Source organism: Nocardioides marmorisolisilvae (genome assembly GCF_031656915.1).
Classification (GTDB): Bacteria; Actinomycetota; Actinomycetes; order Propionibacteriales; family Nocardioidaceae; genus Marmoricola; species Marmoricola terrisoli.
On sequence record NZ_CP134227.1, the window covers coordinates 3094742 to 3114580 of the forward strand.

Annotated in this window: 15 protein-coding genes; 5 read left to right on the top strand and 10 right to left on the bottom strand. The window is 71.0% G+C overall.

What is annotated here, in order from left to right; translation table 11 throughout:
• Nucleotides 1-6 precede the first annotated feature (6 nt).
• Together Q9R13_RS14825 and Q9R13_RS14830 are read right to left on the bottom strand one after the other, a co-directional pair.
• On the bottom strand, nucleotides 7-1413 hold the full coding sequence (locus Q9R13_RS14825; RefSeq protein ID WP_310961942.1) for a hypothetical protein: 1407 nt from the start codon (nucleotides 1411-1413) through the stop codon (nucleotides 7-9).
• Between the two features lie 77 nt (nucleotides 1414-1490).
• On the bottom strand, nucleotides 1491-1934 hold the full coding sequence (locus tag Q9R13_RS14830) for a GNAT family N-acetyltransferase (RefSeq protein ID WP_310961943.1): 444 nt from the start codon (nucleotides 1932-1934) through the stop codon (nucleotides 1491-1493).
• A 75-nt stretch (nucleotides 1935-2009) separates the two neighbouring features.
• On the opposite strand from Q9R13_RS14830, the gene dcd reads away from it, so the two are divergent.
• The 4 genes from dcd (at nucleotide 2010) to Q9R13_RS14850 (ending at nucleotide 8247) form a co-directional block, all read left to right on the top strand.
• Entirely contained in the window at nucleotides 2010-2585 is a 576-nt protein-coding gene (gene dcd / locus Q9R13_RS14835; RefSeq protein WP_310961944.1) for a dCTP deaminase, read from the top strand.
• Nucleotides 2586-2635: 50 nt separating this feature from the next.
• On the top strand, nucleotides 2636-5398 hold the full coding sequence (locus tag Q9R13_RS14840; RefSeq protein WP_310961945.1) for an AAA family ATPase: 2763 nt from the start codon (nucleotides 2636-2638) through the stop codon (nucleotides 5396-5398).
• Nucleotides 5399-5512: 114 nt separating this feature from the next.
• Entirely contained in the window at nucleotides 5513-5782 is a 270-nt protein-coding gene (locus tag Q9R13_RS14845; protein WP_310961946.1) for a hypothetical protein, read from the top strand.
• A 641-nt stretch (nucleotides 5783-6423) separates the two neighbouring features.
• Nucleotides 6424-8247 (top strand): esterase/lipase family protein, encoded by a 1824-nt coding sequence (locus Q9R13_RS14850; protein WP_310961947.1) that lies wholly within the window; start codon nucleotides 6424-6426, stop codon nucleotides 8245-8247.
• Between the two features lie 204 nt (nucleotides 8248-8451).
• Here the strand turns inward: Q9R13_RS14850 and Q9R13_RS14855 are convergent, their stop codons facing one another.
• The 7 genes from Q9R13_RS14855 to Q9R13_RS14885 all read right to left on the bottom strand — a co-directional run bounded on the left by Q9R13_RS14855 (nucleotide 8452) and on the right by Q9R13_RS14885 (nucleotide 18054).
• Nucleotides 8452-9273, bottom strand: coding sequence for a DUF4097 family beta strand repeat-containing protein (locus tag Q9R13_RS14855; protein WP_310961948.1), 822 nt, complete (start codon nucleotides 9271-9273; stop codon nucleotides 8452-8454).
• Nucleotides 9274-9349: 76 nt separating this feature from the next.
• Nucleotides 9350-9877, bottom strand: coding sequence for a toxin-antitoxin system HicB family antitoxin (locus Q9R13_RS14860; protein WP_310961949.1), 528 nt, complete (start codon nucleotides 9875-9877; stop codon nucleotides 9350-9352).
• A 186-nt stretch (nucleotides 9878-10063) separates the two neighbouring features.
• Complete coding sequence (locus Q9R13_RS14865; RefSeq protein WP_310961950.1) at nucleotides 10064-11260, bottom strand: S53 family peptidase; 1197 nt, start codon at nucleotides 11258-11260, stop codon at nucleotides 10064-10066.
• 154 nt (nucleotides 11261-11414) lie between these two features.
• A complete protein-coding gene (locus Q9R13_RS14870) occupies nucleotides 11415-13313 on the bottom strand; it encodes a CocE/NonD family hydrolase (RefSeq protein WP_310961951.1) in 1899 nt (632 codons plus the stop codon).
• An 89-nt stretch (nucleotides 13314-13402) separates the two neighbouring features.
• A complete protein-coding gene (locus tag Q9R13_RS14875) occupies nucleotides 13403-16318 on the bottom strand; it encodes a (Fe-S)-binding protein (protein WP_310961952.1) in 2916 nt (971 codons plus the stop codon).
• 169 nt (nucleotides 16319-16487) lie between these two features.
• The gene (locus Q9R13_RS14880; RefSeq protein ID WP_310961953.1) at nucleotides 16488-17243 is read right to left on the bottom strand and encodes an IclR family transcriptional regulator; all 756 of its coding nucleotides are present in this window, start codon (nucleotides 17241-17243) and stop codon (nucleotides 16488-16490) included.
• Between the two features lie 46 nt (nucleotides 17244-17289).
• A complete protein-coding gene (locus Q9R13_RS14885) occupies nucleotides 17290-18054 on the bottom strand; it encodes a glycoside hydrolase family 25 domain-containing protein (RefSeq protein WP_310961954.1) in 765 nt (254 codons plus the stop codon).
• A 27-nt stretch (nucleotides 18055-18081) separates the two neighbouring features.
• On the opposite strand from Q9R13_RS14885, the gene Q9R13_RS14890 reads away from it, so the two are divergent.
• Nucleotides 18082-18546: a hypothetical protein gene (locus tag Q9R13_RS14890; protein WP_310961955.1), complete on the top strand. Its 465-nt coding sequence runs from the start codon at nucleotides 18082-18084 to the stop codon at nucleotides 18544-18546.
• Nucleotides 18547-18566: 20 nt separating this feature from the next.
• On the opposite strand, the gene Q9R13_RS14895 is transcribed toward Q9R13_RS14890, so the two are convergent.
• On the bottom strand, nucleotides 18567-19760 hold the full coding sequence (locus tag Q9R13_RS14895) for an MFS transporter (RefSeq protein ID WP_310961956.1): 1194 nt from the start codon (nucleotides 19758-19760) through the stop codon (nucleotides 18567-18569).
• Nucleotides 19761-19839 lie beyond the last annotated feature (79 nt).

A 19839-nucleotide genomic window follows, 5' to 3' on the forward strand; every position in this document is an offset into this window, starting at 1 on the left:
GCCTCGTCATGAGACCAACCAGATGACCCCGTGGTGGCCGGTCCGCGTGGTGCCGTGGTGGTCGGTGCGGAACCAGAACCCATGGGGGCTCCGCCAGAGGATCAGCCCGGGCTTCGGCTGGATGAGGCGCCACTCGCCATGAGTCTTGAGCCGATGGCTCTGGCGGGTCAGGCGGGCGCCGTTGTGAACGCCGGTCTGACCGGGCGGTCCGCCGCGGGACGGTGGGACGTAGGGAACGCTGTGGTCGGTGTCCTTGCGCCTGCTGGTGTTGACCGACCAGGGGAACGGATCGGCGGGCATCCGCTGGTGCAGCGACTCCACGATCCGAGCAGGGAACTCGTAGCCGTCCACGGGGCGTTGGTCGGCGATGTCGAGCACCGGGGTGACGGTGACGTGGGCGTCACTGGAGGCGAGCCAGTCGCGCAGCTGGCCGACGGTGATCGGGCCATGGCCCTCGAGCCGGACGACCCGGCCGACTCCTGGACATGCGCGAAGGGCGTCGTCGGTGAGGTGGGCGAACAGCCGGACCTGCGGGCGGAGAACCTCTGCGTCGACACGGGCGAGTGCACCGCGGAGCGTCTCGTCGGGATCCAGCTCGTGGTCGACCTCGGCATCGGGGACGCCCTCGCCCTGCGCCGCGTCCAGCAGCAGCTGCAACGCCTCGGCGGGGTGGCCGAGAATCCCGACCGCTCGCGCCCGACGCTCGTCCATCGAAGGAGCCGACTGCCCGGACGTGTCGGCGCGATCGACCAACACCTGGGCAATCCGCTCGACCATCGCGGCGAAGACCACGATGTCGCCCGTGTGGGCGCGCGCGATCAACAGCGACAGCCCGTCGCCGTCGGGCTTGGTGCGTACGAACCGCGCGGTCTCGGCGTGCCGACGGGCCTCCTCGGCAGTCGCCGGATCTGCCTCGATCACCTTGGCGGCCACCAGGTCGAGGAACCGGCCCGCCGGCAGGGTGCCGCAGAACGGCGCGACCGCGGCGTCGACGTATCCAGCGGCCCGCGCGTCGAGCTTGCGGGTATCCCGCGCCACCCGCCGTGCCACCCAGGCGTCCAGTCGAAGTCCCTGAACGGCGCTCCAGAGTCGAGGCAGTCGGTGCCGGAGATCGAGCGAGTCCGCCATCAGGTTGCGCGCCGCCGTGGGGTGCTGGTGGCGCATCGCACCGAACTCGGCGGCACAGAACTCCTCCACCCACGGCGTGCCCTTGCCTCCGATCCCGACCAGCTCCGCGTCGCCGTCGCAGCGCACCCGGCGCTCGTCGTCGTAGCGGACCTCGCCGTGGAGATCGCACCAGTGCGCAGCGAGGGCGAGGAGGTCGGCCTCCGCCTGCATCTGCTCGGCCCGGTTGGCCTCGACCGCGAGCAGCACCTCACGTGCTCCGAGGTCGGCCAGCCGATCGAGATCCATGGCTCCATGGTAGTCGAATGTATGAGCGAATACAAGGAATCCTCGTCACAAGGAGCCTTGGCGAAGACGGCGCCGCGTCAGATCGCCCGCCACATCCGCAGGTGCGGTCCGATGACCGGGTCCTCCCACGGCTCACCGACGACGGCGAACCCGGCGCGGAGGTACAGCCCGCGCGCGGGGACCCGCGCGTTGCACCAGACCGTCCGGCCGCCGCGCAGCCGCACCTCATCGAGAAGTCGCTCCAGGACCTGACTGCCGAGGCCTGCTCGGCGATGCTCCGGTGCGGTCGCCATCCCACGGATGCGCCACGGCGCGGGGGAGGCCGGTTGCTCGGGCAGAGCCTCGGGCGCCGCCATCGCGCAGGCCAGCACCAGGTCGTCGCGCACGGCCGCCACCGCCAACGCGCCCGGCGCATCGGTCTCGGCGGCCATCTCCGCGACGCTCTGGTGGGGGCGGAGTACCTGTTGGCGCAGGGCGAGGGTCGTCGGGGGATCGACCAGCGTGACGACGTACGAAGCCATGGCACGAGTACATCAGGCGCTCCACGATGCACGCTCCCAGCGGCCCCGAGCGGTGCACTGGGTAGATTACGTTCCGTGCTGCTCAGTGACCGCGACATCCTGGCCGAGATTCGCGGCGGCCGCATCACGATGGATCCGTGGAACGAGGAGATGCTGCAGCCCTCCTCGATCGACGTGCGCCTGGACAGGTTCTTCCGGGTCTTCGAGAACCACAAGTACCCACACATCGACCCGGCGGCGGACCAGGCGGACCTGACCCGGGTCGTCGAGCCCGAGGGCGACGAGCCGTTCATCCTGCACCCGGGTGAGTTCGTGCTCGGCTCGACGTACGAGGTGGTCACGCTGCCCGATGACCTCGCTGCCCGCGTCGAGGGCAAGTCGTCGCTGGGCCGGCTCGGCCTGCTCACCCATGCCACTGCGGGGTTCGTCGACCCCGGATTCTCCGGTCACGTCACGCTCGAGCTCGCCAACGTCGCCACCCTGCCCATCAAGCTCTACCCCGGCATGAAGATCGGCCAGTTCTGCTTCTTCCGGCTCACCTCGCCCTCGGCCCACCCCTACGGCTCGGAGAAGTACGGCTCGCGCTACCAGGGGCAGCGCGGCCCGACGCCGTCGAAGTCGTACGCGAACTTCCACCGCACGCGCATCTGACTCGTCGCACGTCCGTTGCCGACCACGTGGGCGCGGCGGATACTTCTGGCGTGACCACGGCCGAGGACGGCAAGGGCGGCGACCTCGTCGGGCGGGAGCATGAGCGGGCGGCGGTCCTCGCGCACGTGCTCGGCGACGCCGATCCGGGCCGGCTGTTGCTCCTCGGCGAGGCCGGCATCGGGAAGAGCGCGCTGTGGAGGGCAGGGGTCGCCGCGGCGCGCGAGGCGAACGTGCGTGTCCTGGTCGCGCCCCCGGCGGAGGCCGAGCGGGACCTCCCGTTCGCGGTCCTGGGTGACCTCTTCGCCGACGTGCTGACCGAGGGCGTGGTCGCGCTCGCCGCGCCACGACGGCGGTTGCTCGAGATCGCCCTGCAGGTGCGCGACCCCGGGGTCTCCGCCCTGAACCCTCGTGGCGTGGCGCTTGCCGTGACGGAGCTGTTGCGGATCCTGGCGCAGCGCGGCCCGGTGCTGGTCGCAGTGGACGACGTCCAGTGGACCGACGCCGCGTCGGCGGCCGCGCTTGCGTTCGCGCTGCGTCGCCTTGGCCCGGCTCCGGTCCGGGTGCTCGCCGCCGCACGCACGCCGTGGCTGGGCAGGCACGAGGTCGGCTGGCCGATGGACGAGGCCGTGGTGCTCGACCTGCCCGGGCTGTCCCTCGGCGCGACACAGCATCTGATCTCCGGCAGGGTACGGCGGCTCCGGCATGTCGAGCTCCGCTGGATCCACGAGGAGGCTGCCGGCAACCCGCTGCACGCGCTCGAGCTCGCCCGCGCGCTTCGCGGCGCCGATGGAGCCGTGCCGGTGCTCGACCCGGGCACGCAGGTGAGCGACCTCGTCGTACGACGCCTCGGCAACCTGGATGCGCCGGCCGCCGAAGTGCTCTTGGCGGCGTCTCTGGGCCGTCGGCCCACGGTCGACCTGCTGGCGCGCGCCTGCGGTCGGCCCATCCTCGCCGATCTGGGCGCCCTCGTCGCGGCCGATCTCGTCCACGTGACCGGCGACCGGGTCCGCTTCCAGCACCCGCTGTATGCCACCGCCTGTGCGCAGGCCGCCGGCGCGGCCGAGCGCCGACGCGTGCATCGGCGACTTGCCGACGCCGCGGCCGAGCCCGAGGACGCCGTCCGGCATCTCGCCCTGGCCACCTCGGGGCCCGATGCGGCGGTGGCGGGCCGACTGGACGAGATCGCGCTGCGCGCCCGGCTGCGTGGTGCGCCGCAGGCCGCGGCGGAGCTGTCCTGGCTCGCGGGTCGACTGACGCCCGTCGATGACGAGGATGCGAAGACGACGCGGATCCTCGCCACCTCGCGCTACCTCGTGGACGCTGGCGCCACTGCGGCGGCCGAGCAACGGCTCCGCGAGTCGCTGGCGGTGTCGACAGAGCCCGGCACCCGACACCGCCTCTGGATGGCGCTCGGAGAGGTGGTCTACGAGAGCCGCGGTGTCGAGGAGGCGCGGGCCGTCACCGCCGCCGCGCTGGAGGAGGCAGGTGATGATCCGGCGCGGCGCGCGCAGGCCCTGGTGACGCGCACGTCGCGCACGGAGATGCCCGTTGACGAGCGCAGCGTGATGATCGACGAGGCCCTCGCGCTGCTGTCCACACTCGAGCATCCGGACCCCGACGTGCGCGCCCAGGCCGCTCGTGAGCAAGCGCTCTGCTCGTTCTACCTCGGCGACGGGCTGCCCCGCGCACCGCTGTACGAGGCAGCGGCGCTCGAGGCCGACCTCCGCCCGCCGCTCGCGGTCGCGTGGCGGGCGACCACGGTGCTGGGCGAGTGCGCCAAGTTCGTCGACGACTTCGCGGAGGCTGAACGGCTGCTGGCCGCTGCGAGCGCCGAGGCCGAGGTCGAGGGCGACGTCGGGTCGATCGCCGAGATCGACGGGCATCGCGCCGAGCTGGAGCTGTGGCTGGGTCGGTGGGACGCAGCCGAGGCGCTCGCGCGCGCCGCCGTCGACGATGCGGAGCAGAGCGAGCGACGCGGACGGATCGCGATGGCCCACTGCTACGCGGGCATGGTGGCCGCTCATCGCGGCGACCCGACGGCCGCCGACGCTCTGGCGGAAGCACTCGCGGAGGCTGCGCGCGCAGACAATGACTGGGTTCGTGCGATGACCTGCGGTGCGCTCGGCTTCCTCGGGTTGACGGAGGGCCGCCTGGATGCGGCCGGCGACGCCCTCGCCGAGGCGGATGAGTTCGCCCACCGCGAGCTGGTGTGCGAACCCCGGCAGTGGCGGTACCTCCCCGACTACGTGGAGGTGCTGATTGCGGCCGGGGAGGCCCAGCTGGCCGACGATCGGGCCGAACCGTTGCGACGCTGGGCCGGACGGGCCGGCGGCTGGGCCCGGGCGATGGCGCTCCGCGCCGACGGACAGATCGCCGAGGCGACCGGGGACCGGGATCGAGCCCTGAGGCTGCTCGCGGACGCGGCGGCGGCCTACGAAGCACTGCCGTTGCCGTTCGAGCTGGCGCGCGCCCGCCTCGCGCTCGGCTCTGCTCAACGGCGAGCGGGCAGGCGACGAGACGCGCGAGCCACGCTGGAGCAGGCCGTCGCCGGGTTCCGCGACCTCGGCGCACCGCTGTGGGCGGCTCGCGCGGACGACGAGCTCGCCAGGGTCGCCGGCCGTCCGGCCGTAGCCGATGACGAGCTGACGCCCGCCGAGCAACAGGTGGCCCGCCTGGTCGCGCGCGGCGCCAGCAACCGCGAAGTGGCGGCCGCGCTCTCGATCAGCCCGCGCACCGTCGAGGTCCACCTGGGTCGCATCTACCGCAAGCTCGGCATCCGGAGCCGGGCCCAGTTAGCGGCGGCGTACTCCTGAGGCCGGCAGCCACGAATACGTGGTTTCCCGGACGCGGCGATGCCACGACCCCTCCTAGGTTCGGCCGTGCGGCGTGAGAGCTGCCGCGTTCCGAACCAGACGAGGAGGCGTCCCATGCGCCACTACCTGCTCGAGTCGTTCCTGCCCGACCACACAACCGGTGCCGATATCGCGGCGGCGTGCAAGGCGGCGTCGGAGGAGGGGCAGGCGGTGTTGCGCCATCTCCTGGTCATGCCCGAGGCCGAGCTGTGCCTCTTCGTGGTCGAGGCGCGCACCCCGGAGATCGCATGCGTGCTCGTCCGTGCCGCCGGCCTCAGCGTCGACTGCGAGCCGACCGCGATCGCCGTCGTCGACGTCCCGGTCGCGGTCGGGGCTGACGCATGAGTACGACGCGCCGGCTCCTGGTCGGGGGCTTGGCGCTCGCCCTGCTCGTGGCTGTGCCTCTGGTCGGCGAGATGCGGGCACCGCTGGTGCCTGCTGCCGTCGCGGACACGGCGCCTACTGTTCCACTGCTCACGGGGGGCCTGATGATCTCCACCGGCACGGTCGGTGCGACGTTGGACCACAACTACAACTGTTCAGGGACCTGCCACGTGCAGGAGTCGACCGGCCCGGTCGGGTTCTCCGAGACAGACCTGGTCGAAGGATTGTTCCCGGGTGTCCAACGCGCACCCGCTTCGGACTGGCCGAGCCAGGGACCGGCTGTCATGGCACTGGCCTGGTCACCCGCAGAGGTACACGGACACTGGTCCGAGACCGTCACAGACTCGAGTGGCACTCGGACGTCGTCGTGTCAGACCACAGCACAGACGGAGCGGCCCTTTTCCAACCAGGACATGGTCCCGGGAGACTCCATCCCCATCCCCGAGGGTATGCAGGGGAACTTCTACCAGCCCCAGAGTACGTGCGACAACACCGACGTCTGTTGCCCGACGATGGACCCGCTGAACGAAGAGGCCGGCGCGGTAGGCAGGTACTCGACCCAACCCGACGTACCGGCGACTCCGTGGAAAGCCACGTCGACGGTGGTTGCGTCCGGAGACGACACCAGCCATTCCCAGTCCGACCCCTACGCGACGTTCACCCTGACCAACGCGAGAGTCACGCTCGCCTGCGCGATCTGCATCTCCGACATCACCTTCAAGCAGCTCGACGACCCGAGCAGCGGCGAGGAGGCGAAGTCGGTCGTCCCGGACACCGGGACGTACGACGGCAACGTCGTGGAGATCAGTGCGACGGTCCACAATGCGGCCGATCGTTCGCTGACCGTGCCCTTCTCTTTCATCGACAAGACCACCGGCAAGCCGTTGAACGAGGCGGACGGCGACCGCCTGGTCGAGCCGCAGACCATCGGCGCCGGCGCGACCACCACGATCACCTTCGACTGGGACACCCGGGGCACGGCGTGGCGACACATGCAGCCGATGCCGACCCACACGATCCAGGTCTTGACCGGATTCGGCGGAGCACAGCGCGACATCACCGTCCTGCCGAAGCCGGTGGTGCTGGTGCACGGGTGGAACTCGGATGCCTCGACGTGGGAGACGATGAAGTCGCTGCTCACCGCGAAGGACGAGCACTGGCCGGTGTTCGCGGTGGGTGACTCGTGGTCGCAGGCGGGGATGACGATGGACACCGACCCGGTGTCGGGCAACTCGATCGAGGCCAACGCGCGGGCGGAGGCGCGCTACATCGAGCACGTGCGATCGCTGACGAAGGCCCAGCACGTGGATCTGGTGGTGCACTCGATGGGTGGGTTGATCTCGCGCGACTACATCGACCACATGATGATGGGCGAGCCGCATCCGCCGGGTGGCAGGCCGTTGGTCTCGCACCTGGTGATGCTCGGTACGCCGAACCAGGGCTCGGCTTGCGCGTACGCCGCCGGCGGGGCGGCCGTGTACTTCGGCAAGGCGGTGCCGACGATCCAGCTGACGCCGGTGTACGTCGCCGACATCTTCGACAAGTACGTGCGCAACCAGCACGGCGTGCCGTTCTCGGTCGACGCGGGCACCGGCTATCCGGTCTGCTTCACCGGTGACGGCGACGGAGTCGTGACCCGGGACAGCGCGTGGTGGATCTACTCCGATGTCGGGGAGCGGCCGGGTGACCTGCACACCGACTTGCCCAGCGACCCCGCGATCGCCGACCAGTGGGTCATGGACCACGTCGCTAAGGCATGGTTCGAGGAGTCCACGCCGTCCGGGCGAAGGCCGTCACCCGCCCCGGAGCCGCCACCCGCGGTCCAGCAGGTCGCGATCGGGATGCCGGCGGTGGCACGTGGCCACGACGTCATCGTGAAGGTCCCCGTCACCACTGCCAAGAGACTGGAGGTGATCCTGGTCGGGCCGGCATCGGTGGCGGCCACCCTGCTCAGACCCACCGGTGCGGTCTCGGTATCCCAGAAGGCGGGATCGACGGCGGCCAGGCGCCCCTTCCGAAGTCTCCAGGTAGCCAAGCCGACGGCGGGGATGTGGAAGCTTCGGCTGCACCAGACCGCCGCGGCGTCGGCCAACGTGATGCTCTCCGCCTCCCTCCAGGGGGCGACCAAGACCGAAGGTGTGTCCGTATCGCGGCTCTCGGGACGCCGGCTCAAGGTGACCGCGAAGCTGCGCAAGGGCACTCACCCGATCACCGGCGCCACCGCGCAAGCCCTGCTGCGCCGTACCGGCGGCCGGCTGATCACGATCGGACTGGTCGACAACGGCACCCACGGGGACGCCCGCGCCCACGACGGGATCTACACCGCTACGACCGCTGCGCTCCCCGTCGGCGACTACTACGTCGTGGGGAAGGCGGTCAAGGCGACGATGAGGAGGTACGTCGCCTCGGCGATCTCCATCCGGTGACCGGGTGAGTCGCGGCCGCGCGAGTCAGTGGAAGCGAGAGGTGGACAGGTGCCGGGTCACGCGGGGCTCGCGGGCCCGGTCGATGCGCTCCTTGATGACCTGACGGGCCTGGATCGCGGTGAGGGTGTTGCTCATGATGTCTCCCTTGTGGCGTTGAGTTTCGATGGTGTCGCGATGTGTTCGAGGTGGCTTGACCCGTTTTGCTCAGACCTGGGCGAGGGTGATGTCCCCGCTGGCGGTGCGGATCCTCAGCTCGACGTGGTCCTGACCGTCCTCGGGCTTGCCCAGGGACGGGAGGTCGGAGCGGATCCGGCCGGACGCGCAGCTGATGTCGGTCCACACGGGCGTGCCCGCGGGGACGCCGACCCGGACGTCGCCCGACGAGGTGGAGGCTCGGATGCTGCCGCGCTCGGCGTGCCCCACGGTCAGCGAGCCGGACCCGGTCTTGAGGGTGAGCTGCCCGCTGGACCGCTGGACGGTGCCGCTTCCGGATCCCGTCTTGACCACGGTGGTCTCCGTCGTACGGCCCAGGGCGACGTCGCCGGAGCCGGTGGAGACGGCGGCCGAGCCGCCGACCTGGCCGACCTCGACCTCGCCGGAGCCGGTGCGGACCCTGAGCGCGTCGCCGACGGACCCGCAGGACACATCACCCGAGCCGGTGTCGATCACGACGGAGCCCTCGGCGTCCTCGATCTCGACCTGGCCGGAGCCGGACTTGGACCGGACCGCGCCGAGCCGTCCGGTGGCATCGACGTCGGCGGAGCCGGTCCTGGTGGTCAGGTCGCTTCCGGTCGGTAGCGTCACGGTGACCTGGTGGCTGTCGTTGCCGCCGAAGATCCGGACGCCGTGCCGTGGCGCCAGGACGGTGAGCCGCCGGCCCTCGAGCTCGACGGTGAACTCCTCGGCACGCGGCCCGCTGATCTCGACCGTGCTCTGTGACGTCTCGATCGCCGTGATGGTCGCCGAGCCGGAGCCGAGCTCGAGGACGAGCTCGACGGGGTCGGGTGTGTCGAACTGCTGGTGCATGATGACTGCCTCTCGAGGGTGTGTCGGTCCGCCGGTGGACCGGAGCGGTCCATCGGTGCGTGGGGTGTGCTGCGGCTCAGACCCAGCCGGACATCCGGCGGGAGCCTCCCTTCGAGCCGCGGGGGAAGTCGGAGTCCAGGAACGGGAGGCTGGACAGGTCGATGTCGATGTTGACCGCGTTCTCGCGGGTCGCGGTGCGCAGCACGTTGACGATCCAGGTGTTCAGCGAGCTGCCGTGCCGGGCGGCCAGCTCCTCGGCGCGCGCCTTGATGCTCTCGGGCAGCCGGAGCGTGATCCGCGCCAGGGTGCCTTCGTCGTCCTCGTCGGCGGGCTCGGCGACGGGCCTCGGCGCCACCGGCACGACAGCGTCATCGACGACGAACTCGATGTCCCGCCCATGCAGGCGCGCCTCGACGGTGCCCGAGCGCATCGCGCTGGTGATCTCCGCGGCAGCCTCGGAGAGCACCTCCATCAGGCTGAGCCGCAGTGCCGGCTCGAGGGAGGCGTTCAACCGCTCGGCAGCCTCACGGACTTCGTCGCTGCCACCCGCGGCGGTCTGGGCGAGGTCGATGCGGAGACGCTCGGCGTACGGCGTGATGTCCATGTGCATCACTATGACATCACCGTGACGTCATAGTCAAGCCGATGTGATGTCACGTTCAAGATGCTGGTGTCTGCGACGACGAAGGCGACCACGCGCCGCTCCTCGACGTTCGTGCTGCCGCCGATCTGACGGCGGTCGGGGAGGGCCACTGGCAGTCGTGACCCTCCCCGATCCGTTCGACCGAACTCAGAAGGCTCCGGTCCCGTTCGGGGTGCCCAGGCCGGTCGGTCCGTCCCAGCCGGTGCGCGCGGTGCACCACTGGCTGGTCGGGCAGCTGCCGTTGCTGCCGCTGGTGACGTCGAACAACGACCCGCTGTGCGAGTAGGGGATCGCATTCGCGTAGCCGGCGGTGTTGCCCGACATTGCGTAGACCGACGCGATGATGGGCGAGGACTCGCTGGTCCCACCGACCTGTGCCCAGGTCGACACGCTCTTCGACGTCGGGTAGTAGACGGCCAGACCGCCGTACGACGGGTCGGCCGCGGCCGACACGTCGGCGATGGCCCGCATCGAGCATCCGGTGTTGGCCCCTGAGGCCGCGGCGAGCGCGCCGTTCACGGTCGAGCAGCCGCTGCCGGCTCCGCTCCAGGCGCTCTCCGACCAGCCGCGGCTGTTGCCTGCGGCCACCAGACTGGTGCCACCGACGGCGGTCACGTAGTCCGAGGAGGCTGGGAAGCTGCCGCCCTGGTAGCCGTTGTCACCGGTCGAAGCAGTCACCGCGATGCCCGGGTGGTTGTAGTAGCCGCCGTACGTCGAGTCCGCGAGATCGCCCCCGCCGTAGCTGTTGCTGATCGCGACGACTCCGGCCTGACGCGCTGCGGTGCTGGCCGCCGTGCCCAGGTTGGCGATGCTGGCGGACTGCGCCTGTACGACCAGGATGTGGCAGTCGGGGCAGGCGGCGGAGATGGCGTCGACGTCGAGCGCGGTCTCCCCAGCCCAGCCTGCGTTGAAGCGAGGCAGGCTCGACCCGCCGTTCTGGTCCATGATCCGCAGGCACCCGTTGCCGGTGGTGCAGGCGGAGAGCCCGAACTGGCTGCGGTAGGTGGCGAGGTCACGTTCGAGGTTCGGATAGCCGTAGGCGTCGACGACCGCGACCGTGCGGCCGCCCGACGAGGCCGAGCCGAGCTTGTAGGCGTCCCGCAGCTGGCTGGGGGTCAGCGCCGTCGCCGGCGGCGTGCTCGTCGCCGGCACTCGGCCGGTGCTGTTCGAGACCAGGACCTCTGCGTCGCAGGATGCGACAGCCGCGTGGCCGGTGGCCGCGCAGACACGTTCGGCGTGGCGACCGTGCGGATGTGCCGGTGCGGCCTGAGCGGCGACGGCAGGCGTTGCTGCGATCAGCAGCCCTGCCAGTCCGAGGCCCATCGCCTTGATGGATGTGCGCAAGGTGTTCTCCTCTTCGCGAGTCCGACGGGTTGTCGGAGCTGCGAATCAACCTGTCGCCGGGAGGGCAGGGTTGACCAGAGGATCGCGGTTGCCAGATCTTGCGGCGCGAGAACTCGCAGAACCTCGGCGGTGCCGGGTGGGAGCTCCGCCAGCCTCAGCGGCGCCGCACGGCGGGCAGGGTGAGCGAGGACGGGTACTGCGCGCCCGCGTGGATCGTCATCACCGCCAACGTGCCGGGCGCCTCGGCCAGCGTCGGCAGCAGGTGGGGCACATCGAAGGCCTGTACGGCGATCCGTAGTCGGTGTCCCGGCTGGATCGACGCGCCGGTCGGGAACACCTCGACGTCCACCGGGGCCACCTGGCCGGGGGCCAGCTTGTGTTGCGACGCCTTGGTGAACGGGTGATAGGGCTGGATCAGCCGGCCGTCGAGGTAGCGGGACCGCGCCTTGTCCAGCGCGCGGAGCGAGATCACCTGCCACCCACCGGTCAGCCGGGACACGGTTCCGTCCGGCGCCTCGTCCTCGACCGCGACCGACAGCATCCCGTCGCCGCTGCTGCTGGAGACGAACAGGTGCGCGTCGATCGGACCCTGGAACCTGACCGCCCTGCCGACCGGACGGGTCTCGAAGACCACCCCGGTGCGGTCGTTGGTCGCGTTGTTCGTCAGGCACGGGTTGGCCAGGGGAATCTCGCTGGACGCTCCGGCGGTCCATTGGTCGGTGGAGCGGGTGCACAGGCCCGCGACCGGGATCGGGTAGACCGATGAGGTGCCGTCGGTGCCGGGGCCGGTGGTCAGCCCGCCCGCGGTCGACGGCGTGGACGAGCCGGAGAGGTGGTAGGTGACGGCTCGCCGGTCACTGCCCACCCAGTGCTGGGTGGTGCGCCAGGCGCCGGTCCCCTGCTCGTAGTAGGTGATCGGCGGGATGTCGGTGGCGAGGCCGGGATCGGGCATGCCCTTGACGTAGTGGTCGAACCAGCGCAGCTTCAGCTCGTCGAGCGAGCCCAGACCGGCGTCCTTGACCAGGGCGCCGCCGGAGGCCTGCAGGTGGTTCCACGGTCCGATGATCATCCGCACCGGCACGTGACGCTCGTCGAGGTTCTCGAACAACAGCGGGGTGCCACGCTGGAAGAGGTCGTACTCTCCGCTGATCAGGAACGTCGGCACGTCCACCTTGGAGATGACGTTGATCGGTGAGCGCTGGGCATAGAACGGTCCGTCGTACGCCGGCTCCTGGCCGAGCGCCGCCTTCGCCAGCAGCGGCGCAGTGAAGCTGGTCGCGCCCTGGGAGTGGTCGACCAGCGCCTTGAGGTAGATCGACAGCGCGGTCGCGTTCGGAGTCATCGGCGGGATGATGCCGGTGAACGTGACCAGGCCGAGCCACAGCGGGATGAAGCCCACATCGAGCTGACCACCCGAGGCGACCACGTCGCGGTAGACGTCGCCGGCCGGCACCTGGGGGAAGATCGCCTTCAGCCCCGGAGGCCGCCCCGCCGCGGCGAAGATCTGGTTGATGCCCATGTAGGACGGCCCGGCCATGGCGGTGTCGCCGTTGCTCCACGGCTGCTTGTGCGCCCAGGTCATCACCTCGGCGGAGTCCTTGTCCTCCCGGGTGCAGAACGCGCACCAGATGCCCTGCGAGCTGCCGGTGCCACGCGCGTCGACCGTGAGCTGGGCATAGCCGCGCTGCACCAGGTAGTCGGGGTTGCCGCCGGCCAGGCCACCGGCATACTGCTGGACATCCTTGTTGTAGGCGGTGATCGTGACGATGACCGGGAACCTGCCCGGGACGGCGTGCTTGTCCGCGTCGGCAGGCAGCAGCAGGTCTCCGTAGAGCACCGTGCCGTCGCTCATCGGGATGGCCAGGTTGGTCCGCTTGACCACACCGGGGTACTGCACCGGTCGCGGCTGCCAGGCACCGGTCGCCGCTCGGGCCGTGGCGGCCGGGCTGGTCGGCGGCGCCGGTACGGCGGTGGCCGGGGCCAGCGCCAGCGGCGTGCCCAGCAGGGCGAGCGCGAGGGCCGGCGCGGTCAGCAGTCGGGTCCGGAAGTGCATGGTCGTCCTCCCAGGTCGGGAGGAACAACGAGCACACGACCGGCGAAGTTACTGGGTCGTAGGTTCAGCGGACGAATGCCCGGGCCTGCTCAGAGGTCGAACAGTGACCCGGCCTGGTTGATGTCGGCGTCGGTCTTCGGCTGGTGCGACTCGCCCTTCTTGGGCTGCTCCGCCTCGGCCTGCTCCGCCTCGGCCTGCTCCGCCGTCGGCTCCTCCGCCTCCGTCGGCTCCGGCGCGGACTTCGGCGCAGCCGCCTCGGGTGCGGGCAGGTCGAACAGCGAGCCGCTGCCGAGGTTGCTGGCCGGCTGCGGCGCTGCCGCGGCCGGCTGTGCCGGAGCCGGCGCCGTCTCTTCCGCGTCGGCCGGCTGGGCAGGGGCCTCGGCAGCCTTCGCCGGCGTGGTCGGTGCCGCGATGTCGAACAGCGAGCCGCCACCGAGTCCGTCGGCCGGCTTGGTCTCGGCCGGCTTCTGGGCAGGCGCCTGCGCCGGCTCCTGGGCAGCCGTCGACTCCGTCGACTCCCTCGACTCCGTCGGCTGGTCGGCGGCCGGACCCGCCGGACGGGCCTCCTGGGACTCCTGCGGGCCCAGGTCGAACAGCGACCCGCCGCCCCGCCTGGCCTCGGTGGTGGCCTGGGCCTGGGTGGCTGCCGGCTCAGTCGGCGCCTCGGCCGAGGGCTTCGCCTCGGTGGCGGGGGTGTCGAACAGCGACCCTCCGCCGCTGGCCTTGGCGGCTGGGCCGACGTCCTGGGTCGCGGTCACCGTGGCGGCGGTCTGGGTCGGGTCGGCGGCGGCCGGCCTGGCCGCGGTGGCCGCACCCGCCGGGGTGGTGGCCTTGGCCTTGGGGGCCTCGCCCTTGACCGAGGCGAGCAGCAGCTGGGCCACGTCGAGGACCTCGACCTCCTCGCGCGCCCGTCCCTCGGACTGCTCCGCGGTCAGCCCGTCCTCGAGCATCACCCGGCAGAACGGGCAGCCGACGGCGATCTGGTCGGCGCCGGTGGCCACGGCCTCCTGGGTGCGGTTGACGTTGATCCGCTCACCGATGGTCTCCTCCATCCACATCCGGGCACCGCCGGCGCCACAGCAGAAGGAGCGCTCGGAGTTGCGCGGCATCTCGGTGAAGGTCGCGTCGGGGATGATTTGGAGCAGCTCGCGCGGCGGGCTGTAGACCTGGTTGTGTCGTCCGAGGTAGCAGGGGTCGTGGTAGGTGATTGACCGACCGGCGGCGTTGCCACCCGGAACGGCCACCGGGGTCAGCTTCTTCTCCCGGACCAGTCGGTTGAGCAGCTGGGTGTGGTGCACGACCTCGAGCTCGACGCCGAAGTCGGCGTACTCGTTCTTCAAGGTGTTGAAGCAGTGCGCGCAGGTCGAGACGACCTTCTTGACCTTCATCTCCTTGAAGGTCTCGGCATTCTGCTGCGCCAGGCCCTGGAAGACGAACTCGTTGCCCGCGCGACGGGCCGGGTCGCCGGTGCAGGTCTCGCCGTTGCCGAGAACGGCGAAGTCGACGCCGGCCAAGTGGAACAGCTCGGCGACGGCGCGGGTGGTCTTCTTCGCCCGATCCTCATAGGCGCCGGCGCAGCCGACCCAGAACAGCCAGTCGACGTCGTCCATCGACTCGACGTCCTCGCCGAGGACCCGGACGTCGAAGTCGAGGCCCTGGGCCCACTCCATCCGCGAGGTCGGCGACAGGTTCCACGGGTTGCCCTTGTTCTCGAGGCCGCGGAACAGCCCGTTGAGCTCGGAGGGGAAGTTCGACTCGACGAGCACCTGGTAGCGACGCATGTCCATGATGTGGTCGACGTGCTCGATGTCGACCGGGCACTGGTTGACGCAGGCGCCGCAGGAGGTGCAGGACCAGAGCACGTCGTCGGCGATGACGGCGCCCTCGGGCGGGTTGTAGTCGCCGCCGATGGCCTCACCGACGAGCGGGCGCTCGGCCAACGCGGTCACCGCGTCGGGGAGCGAGGCCCGGTCCTCGGGATCGGCGAGCAGGTACGGCGCCTTCTGCATCGCGTGGTCGCGCAGGCCCATGATGAGGAGCTTGGGGGACAGCGGCTTCTCGGTGTTCCATGCGGGGCACTGGGACTGGCAGCGGCCGCACTCGGTGCACGAGTAGAAGTCGAGCATGCCCTTCCAGCTGAAGTCCTCGATCGAGCCGACACCGAGCTTGGTGTCCTCGTCCATCTCCTCGACATCGTCCAGGCTGACCGGCTTGCCGTCGCTCATCAGCGGCTTGATGGCACCCAGTGCCACCGGCCGGCGGCCGAAGACCACGTTCAGCGGCGCCACGAAGATGTGCAGGTGCTTGGAGTGCAGCACGTCGATCAGGAAGACCAGCATCACGCCGATGTGCAGGAGCAGGCCGATGCCGATCAGCCAGGTGCTGTTGGGCAGCACGGTGCCGATGGTGTGCGAGATGAAGGCGGACCAGCCGTAGCCGCCGCCGTACCCGGTCGCCGAGTCGCGGGCCTCGACGGCAGCACGGAAGAGGAACAGCGTCCAGAGGACGTTGAAGATCATGAACAGCACGAAGTAGGCGCCGGTGGTGTGCGATCCCTGGAACCGCGACTCGCGTCCCAGCTTCTCCGGGGCGTTGCGCATCCGGATGAACCAGAACACCACGATGCCGACGAAGCACATGAACGCGATGAAGTCCTGCAGGAAGCCGAGCGGCCCCCAGCTGCCGAGGATCCACCAGTGCCACTCGGGGTCGCGCGAGATCAGGATCGCGTAGGCCTCGATGTAGACCGTCAGCAGGATCATGAACGCCCAGAAGACGAAGAAGTGCGCCGCGCCCGGAACCGACCACTTGAGCAGCTTCTTCTGCCCGAAGACCTCGACGACCTCGGTCCTGATCGCCGTACCGAGCCGCTTGGTGACGTTCTCGACCCGGTCCGGTGCGGGCTGGCCGGTCATCGCGAGCCGGAACAGGAACCACACCCGGTGGGCCGCGAGCGCCACGGTGATCGCGGTCATCAACAGACCCAGGATGAGCACGAGGTTCACGAGTCACTCCAAACTAGACGGCGTCATCCGCCGGTCCTCAGACTGTCGCGCCCGAGACTACGGGTAAATGCGGGCCGGGTCAGCACGAGTCCAGCGTTGTGTGAGCAATGCTACTTCTCGGTAACATTCGGTCCGGTGCGGCCCCACGCCTGCCCGATCGTGACGGTCCTCAGCGCGCTCCCCGCAGCCGCCGGCTGAGAGCGGCCGTGGTGACGAGCAACTGCTCGACGACCCGGTCGACCTCGACGCCCGCGTCGGTCGCGTAGGTGACCGCGACCCCGGCCACCGGCAGGTCGTTGTGGTCGAGCACCGCCACCGCGACGGACGCGAACCCGGGGGTGACCTCGTCCCGCTCGGTGGCATAGCCGCGTTGCCGGGTGTCGGCGAGCATGGTGCGCAACGCGCTCAGCGATCCCGGGCCGTTGCCGTGCCGCTGCACGAACGCCTCCCGATCGGGAAAGAGGGCACGGACCTGGCTGGCCGGCAGCGCCGCCAGGATCGCCCGGCCGCTCGCGGTCAGGTGGGCGGGCAGGCGTACGCCGACGTCGGTGACGAGCGGGGGCCGACCGGGCGCCCGCTCCTCCAGCACGTAGAGAACGTCACGGCCGTAGGGGACGGCCAGGTGCGCGGACTGGCCGACCCGATCCACCAGCGCGACCAGGGCACGCCGGGTGATGCGCTGGAGCGGCTCCTGACGGGCGAATCCGGTGCCGACCTCGAACGCCGCCACACCGAGCCCGAAGCGACGCTCCTCCTCGAGGTGGACCACGAAGCCCTCCTCGATCATCGCGTTGAGGAGGTGGTAGGCCGTCGACCGCGGCAGCCCCACGGCGCGGGCGATCCGGTCGAGCGGGACCGGGTCGGGCTGGGTCGCGAGGAACTTCAACACCCGCAGCGTGCGGGTGGCCGCCGGAACCTGGCCCATGCCGCGAAGCGTAGCCGTGGCGGACCGGCCGACGGGCCGGCTCGCGTCAGTACTGGTGGAAGAACCGTGCCAGCTGCGCCGGCCGTCGCGAGCCGGGGCAAAGCAGGTCGTGGTCGCGTCGGGTCGTCCACCACTGGGCCAGCACGGCGCGACCGCCCTGGATGGCGGCGCTCGGGTCGCTGCAGCGACCGATCGCCCCGCGCGGCGTGGTCGGTCCGGCGGTGCGCCACTCGGGTGCATGGAAATGCTTCCGGCCGATGATCCGCCGCCACAGCGAGGCGGTCGAGTAGAAGCCGATCCGGTGCCCGGAGCTCCGGTAGCCACGCACCAGGCCCTGGACGACGGCAGCGTTGAGGCCTCGACGATGCGTCCACGGACGGCTCATGGACGGCTCGACGTCGACCCAGACGAGGTCCGAGTGCAGCCCGACCCTCTTCATGGTGGCCAGATTGAACTTCGCCTGCCGATAGCCGACGTTGCGCAGCCGACCGACCAACCAGCGCGACGAATGCGGGCCGGCGTCGCCGTACCGGCGCAGCTCGTGCCGTGACGGGTAGCTCGTCACGGCGTATGCCGCGGCGTGCACGTGGTGGCTCCTGATCCAGCGCACCTGGGCGGCCAGGCAGGAGTTCGGGTGGAAGGCAGGGCCGTTGGTCAGCCCGACGACCACGAAGCGGGTCGGTCGCAGCGGCCTGGTGGCGAAGCCCTGGTGGCGGCCGCACTGCGGCCAGCTCACGTCGGTGCCCAGCATCCCCATGGCCGGGCGCAGGCCGATCGCGCGGCGGATGCCCAGCACGATCCGCGCCGGCATCCGCGGGTGGGCGTGGTGCCTCGTGTGGTGGCTCGTGTGGTGGCGGTGACGTTGCAGGTGTCGGTGATGGCGATGGTGGTGGTGGCGGTAGCCGTGGTGGTGGCCAGGGTCGTGGTGGTGGCGGTGGCGGTGGGTGTGGCGATGAACGTGGTGGCGCTCGCCATGGGTGCGCGGGCGCGTCTGGTGGCGCGCCGCCCGGTGCTGCCGGCGCGGCCGGCGATCGGCCTCGGCGCGACGGACCACGACGGCGTCACCGGCATGGCCGACGACGACGACCGGTCGGTGCTCCGGTGCCGGGGCCTGCTGGACCCACCCGACCGACCACGCGGCCGAGGCCATCGCGGTGGCCGCCGCCAGCGCCGCCGTCACGACCCACTTCCTCACGCCGCGTCCTCCCTGTTGGTCATGGCCGCAAGGAGGCTAGGTCGGTCGCTGCTGGCACCGTGGGAGAACGACGAAATCCGGTACTGCGGTCCAGACCGTGACTCGTAAACTCGGGTCCGGGGCCGTCGTCAGATCGTGCGGCGGTCCCCGCGCGGCACCAGTGGTGCCGCGATGATCGGGAAGAGGGCGCCGAGCGCGAACACGGCGGGATAGCCGATCTCGGCGATGCCGAGGCCGGCCAGGGGCGGGACCAGCGACGCGGCCAGGAACTGCGCGGTGTTCTGGACGCCGAGGGCCCGGCCGGACCAGAACGGCCCAGCCGACTCCGCTACCGCGGTGAACGCGAGACCGTTGTCGGCCACCGTCACCACAGTGGCGACCACCATCAGTGCCACGGCGACCGACCAGTCGAGGTGCGCGGTCAGGCCGAGGAGACCCATGGTCACCGCGGCTGCGACGGCCACCCAGCGCAGCGGCCGCATCCGCGACCCCACCATGTCGGAGATCTGGCCGACGCCGATCCGGCCCAACGCGCCGAGGATCTGGGCGACCGCGACCAGCGCACCCGCCGCGCCGGCGGACCAGCCTCGGGCATCGGTCAGCCAGACCAGCGCGAACGTCCAGGCCAGGAACTGCGGCACGACCAGCAGTACGGAGACCGAGTGGATCCGCGCGAGGTAGCGGTTGCCGACGTACGGGTTGGCCGCCTGGCCCTGTCGCGGGGAGGCTCGGGGCGGGTCGAGCACCACCGCCGCCACGAGCAGCACGGCGAGCGCCGCGGCGGCGGCCGGGACCCACAGGGCAGTCGAGACGCCGTGCTGCTCGGCGAGCACCGCGATCGTGACGGCGGCGACGCCGACACCCACGGGCTGCGCCATCTGGCGGATGCCCATCGCGAGCCCACGCCGGTGCGGTGGGAACCAGCCCACCACGACCCGGCCGCTGGCGACGTTGGTGCTGGCCGCGGCCGCTCCGGCGAGGAAGAGGCAGGCACCGAGGACAGGCGTGCTCCGGCTCGTGGCAGCCAGTGCCGCGAACCCTGCGGTCCCGGCCAGGCCGATCAACAGGGTCAGGCGCTCGCCGTGCCGGTCGACGAACAGGCCCCACGCGATCAGGGAGACCATCACGCCGATGGTCGGGGCCGCGGCGACGGCGCCGGCCTCGGCCAGGCTGAGGCCGCGCCGGTCGTGCAGGGCCGGGATCAGGAACGCCGGCCCGTGGGCGGTCACCGCCGAGGCCGCCTGGGCCAGGAAGCTGACCACCAGGATCGACCAGCGACGCGCCGGACCGACCGTGGTCGGATCGAGGGGCGGGACGCTCACGGGTCCAGTCAACGTGGGTCCCGCGTCGCCGGCTGGGCGATCTCACGTCGGGTGCTGTGAGATCCCCGACAGCCGCCCA

Coding starts and splice junctions, on each gene's coding strand:
- Q9R13_RS14825 (WP_310961942.1), bottom strand. CDS start 1,413: ATGGATCTCGATCGGCTGGCCGACCTCGGAGCACGTGAGGTGCTGCTC.
- Q9R13_RS14830 (WP_310961943.1), bottom strand. CDS start 1,934: ATGGCTTCGTACGTCGTCACGCTGGTCGATCCCCCGACGACCCTCGCC.
- Q9R13_RS14845 (WP_310961946.1), top strand. CDS start 5,513: ATGCGCCACTACCTGCTCGAGTCGTTCCTGCCCGACCACACAACCGGT.
- Q9R13_RS14855 (WP_310961948.1), bottom strand. CDS start 9,273: ATGCACCAGCAGTTCGACACACCCGACCCCGTCGAGCTCGTCCTCGAG.
- Q9R13_RS14860 (WP_310961949.1), bottom strand. CDS start 9,877: ATGGACATCACGCCGTACGCCGAGCGTCTCCGCATCGACCTCGCCCAG.
- Q9R13_RS14870 (WP_310961951.1), bottom strand. CDS start 13,313: ATGCACTTCCGGACCCGACTGCTGACCGCGCCGGCCCTCGCGCTCGCC.
- Q9R13_RS14880 (WP_310961953.1), bottom strand. CDS start 17,243: ATGGGCCAGGTTCCGGCGGCCACCCGCACGCTGCGGGTGTTGAAGTTC.
- Q9R13_RS14885 (WP_310961954.1), bottom strand. CDS start 18,054: ATGCCGGCGCGGATCGTGCTGGGCATCCGCCGCGCGATCGGCCTGCGC.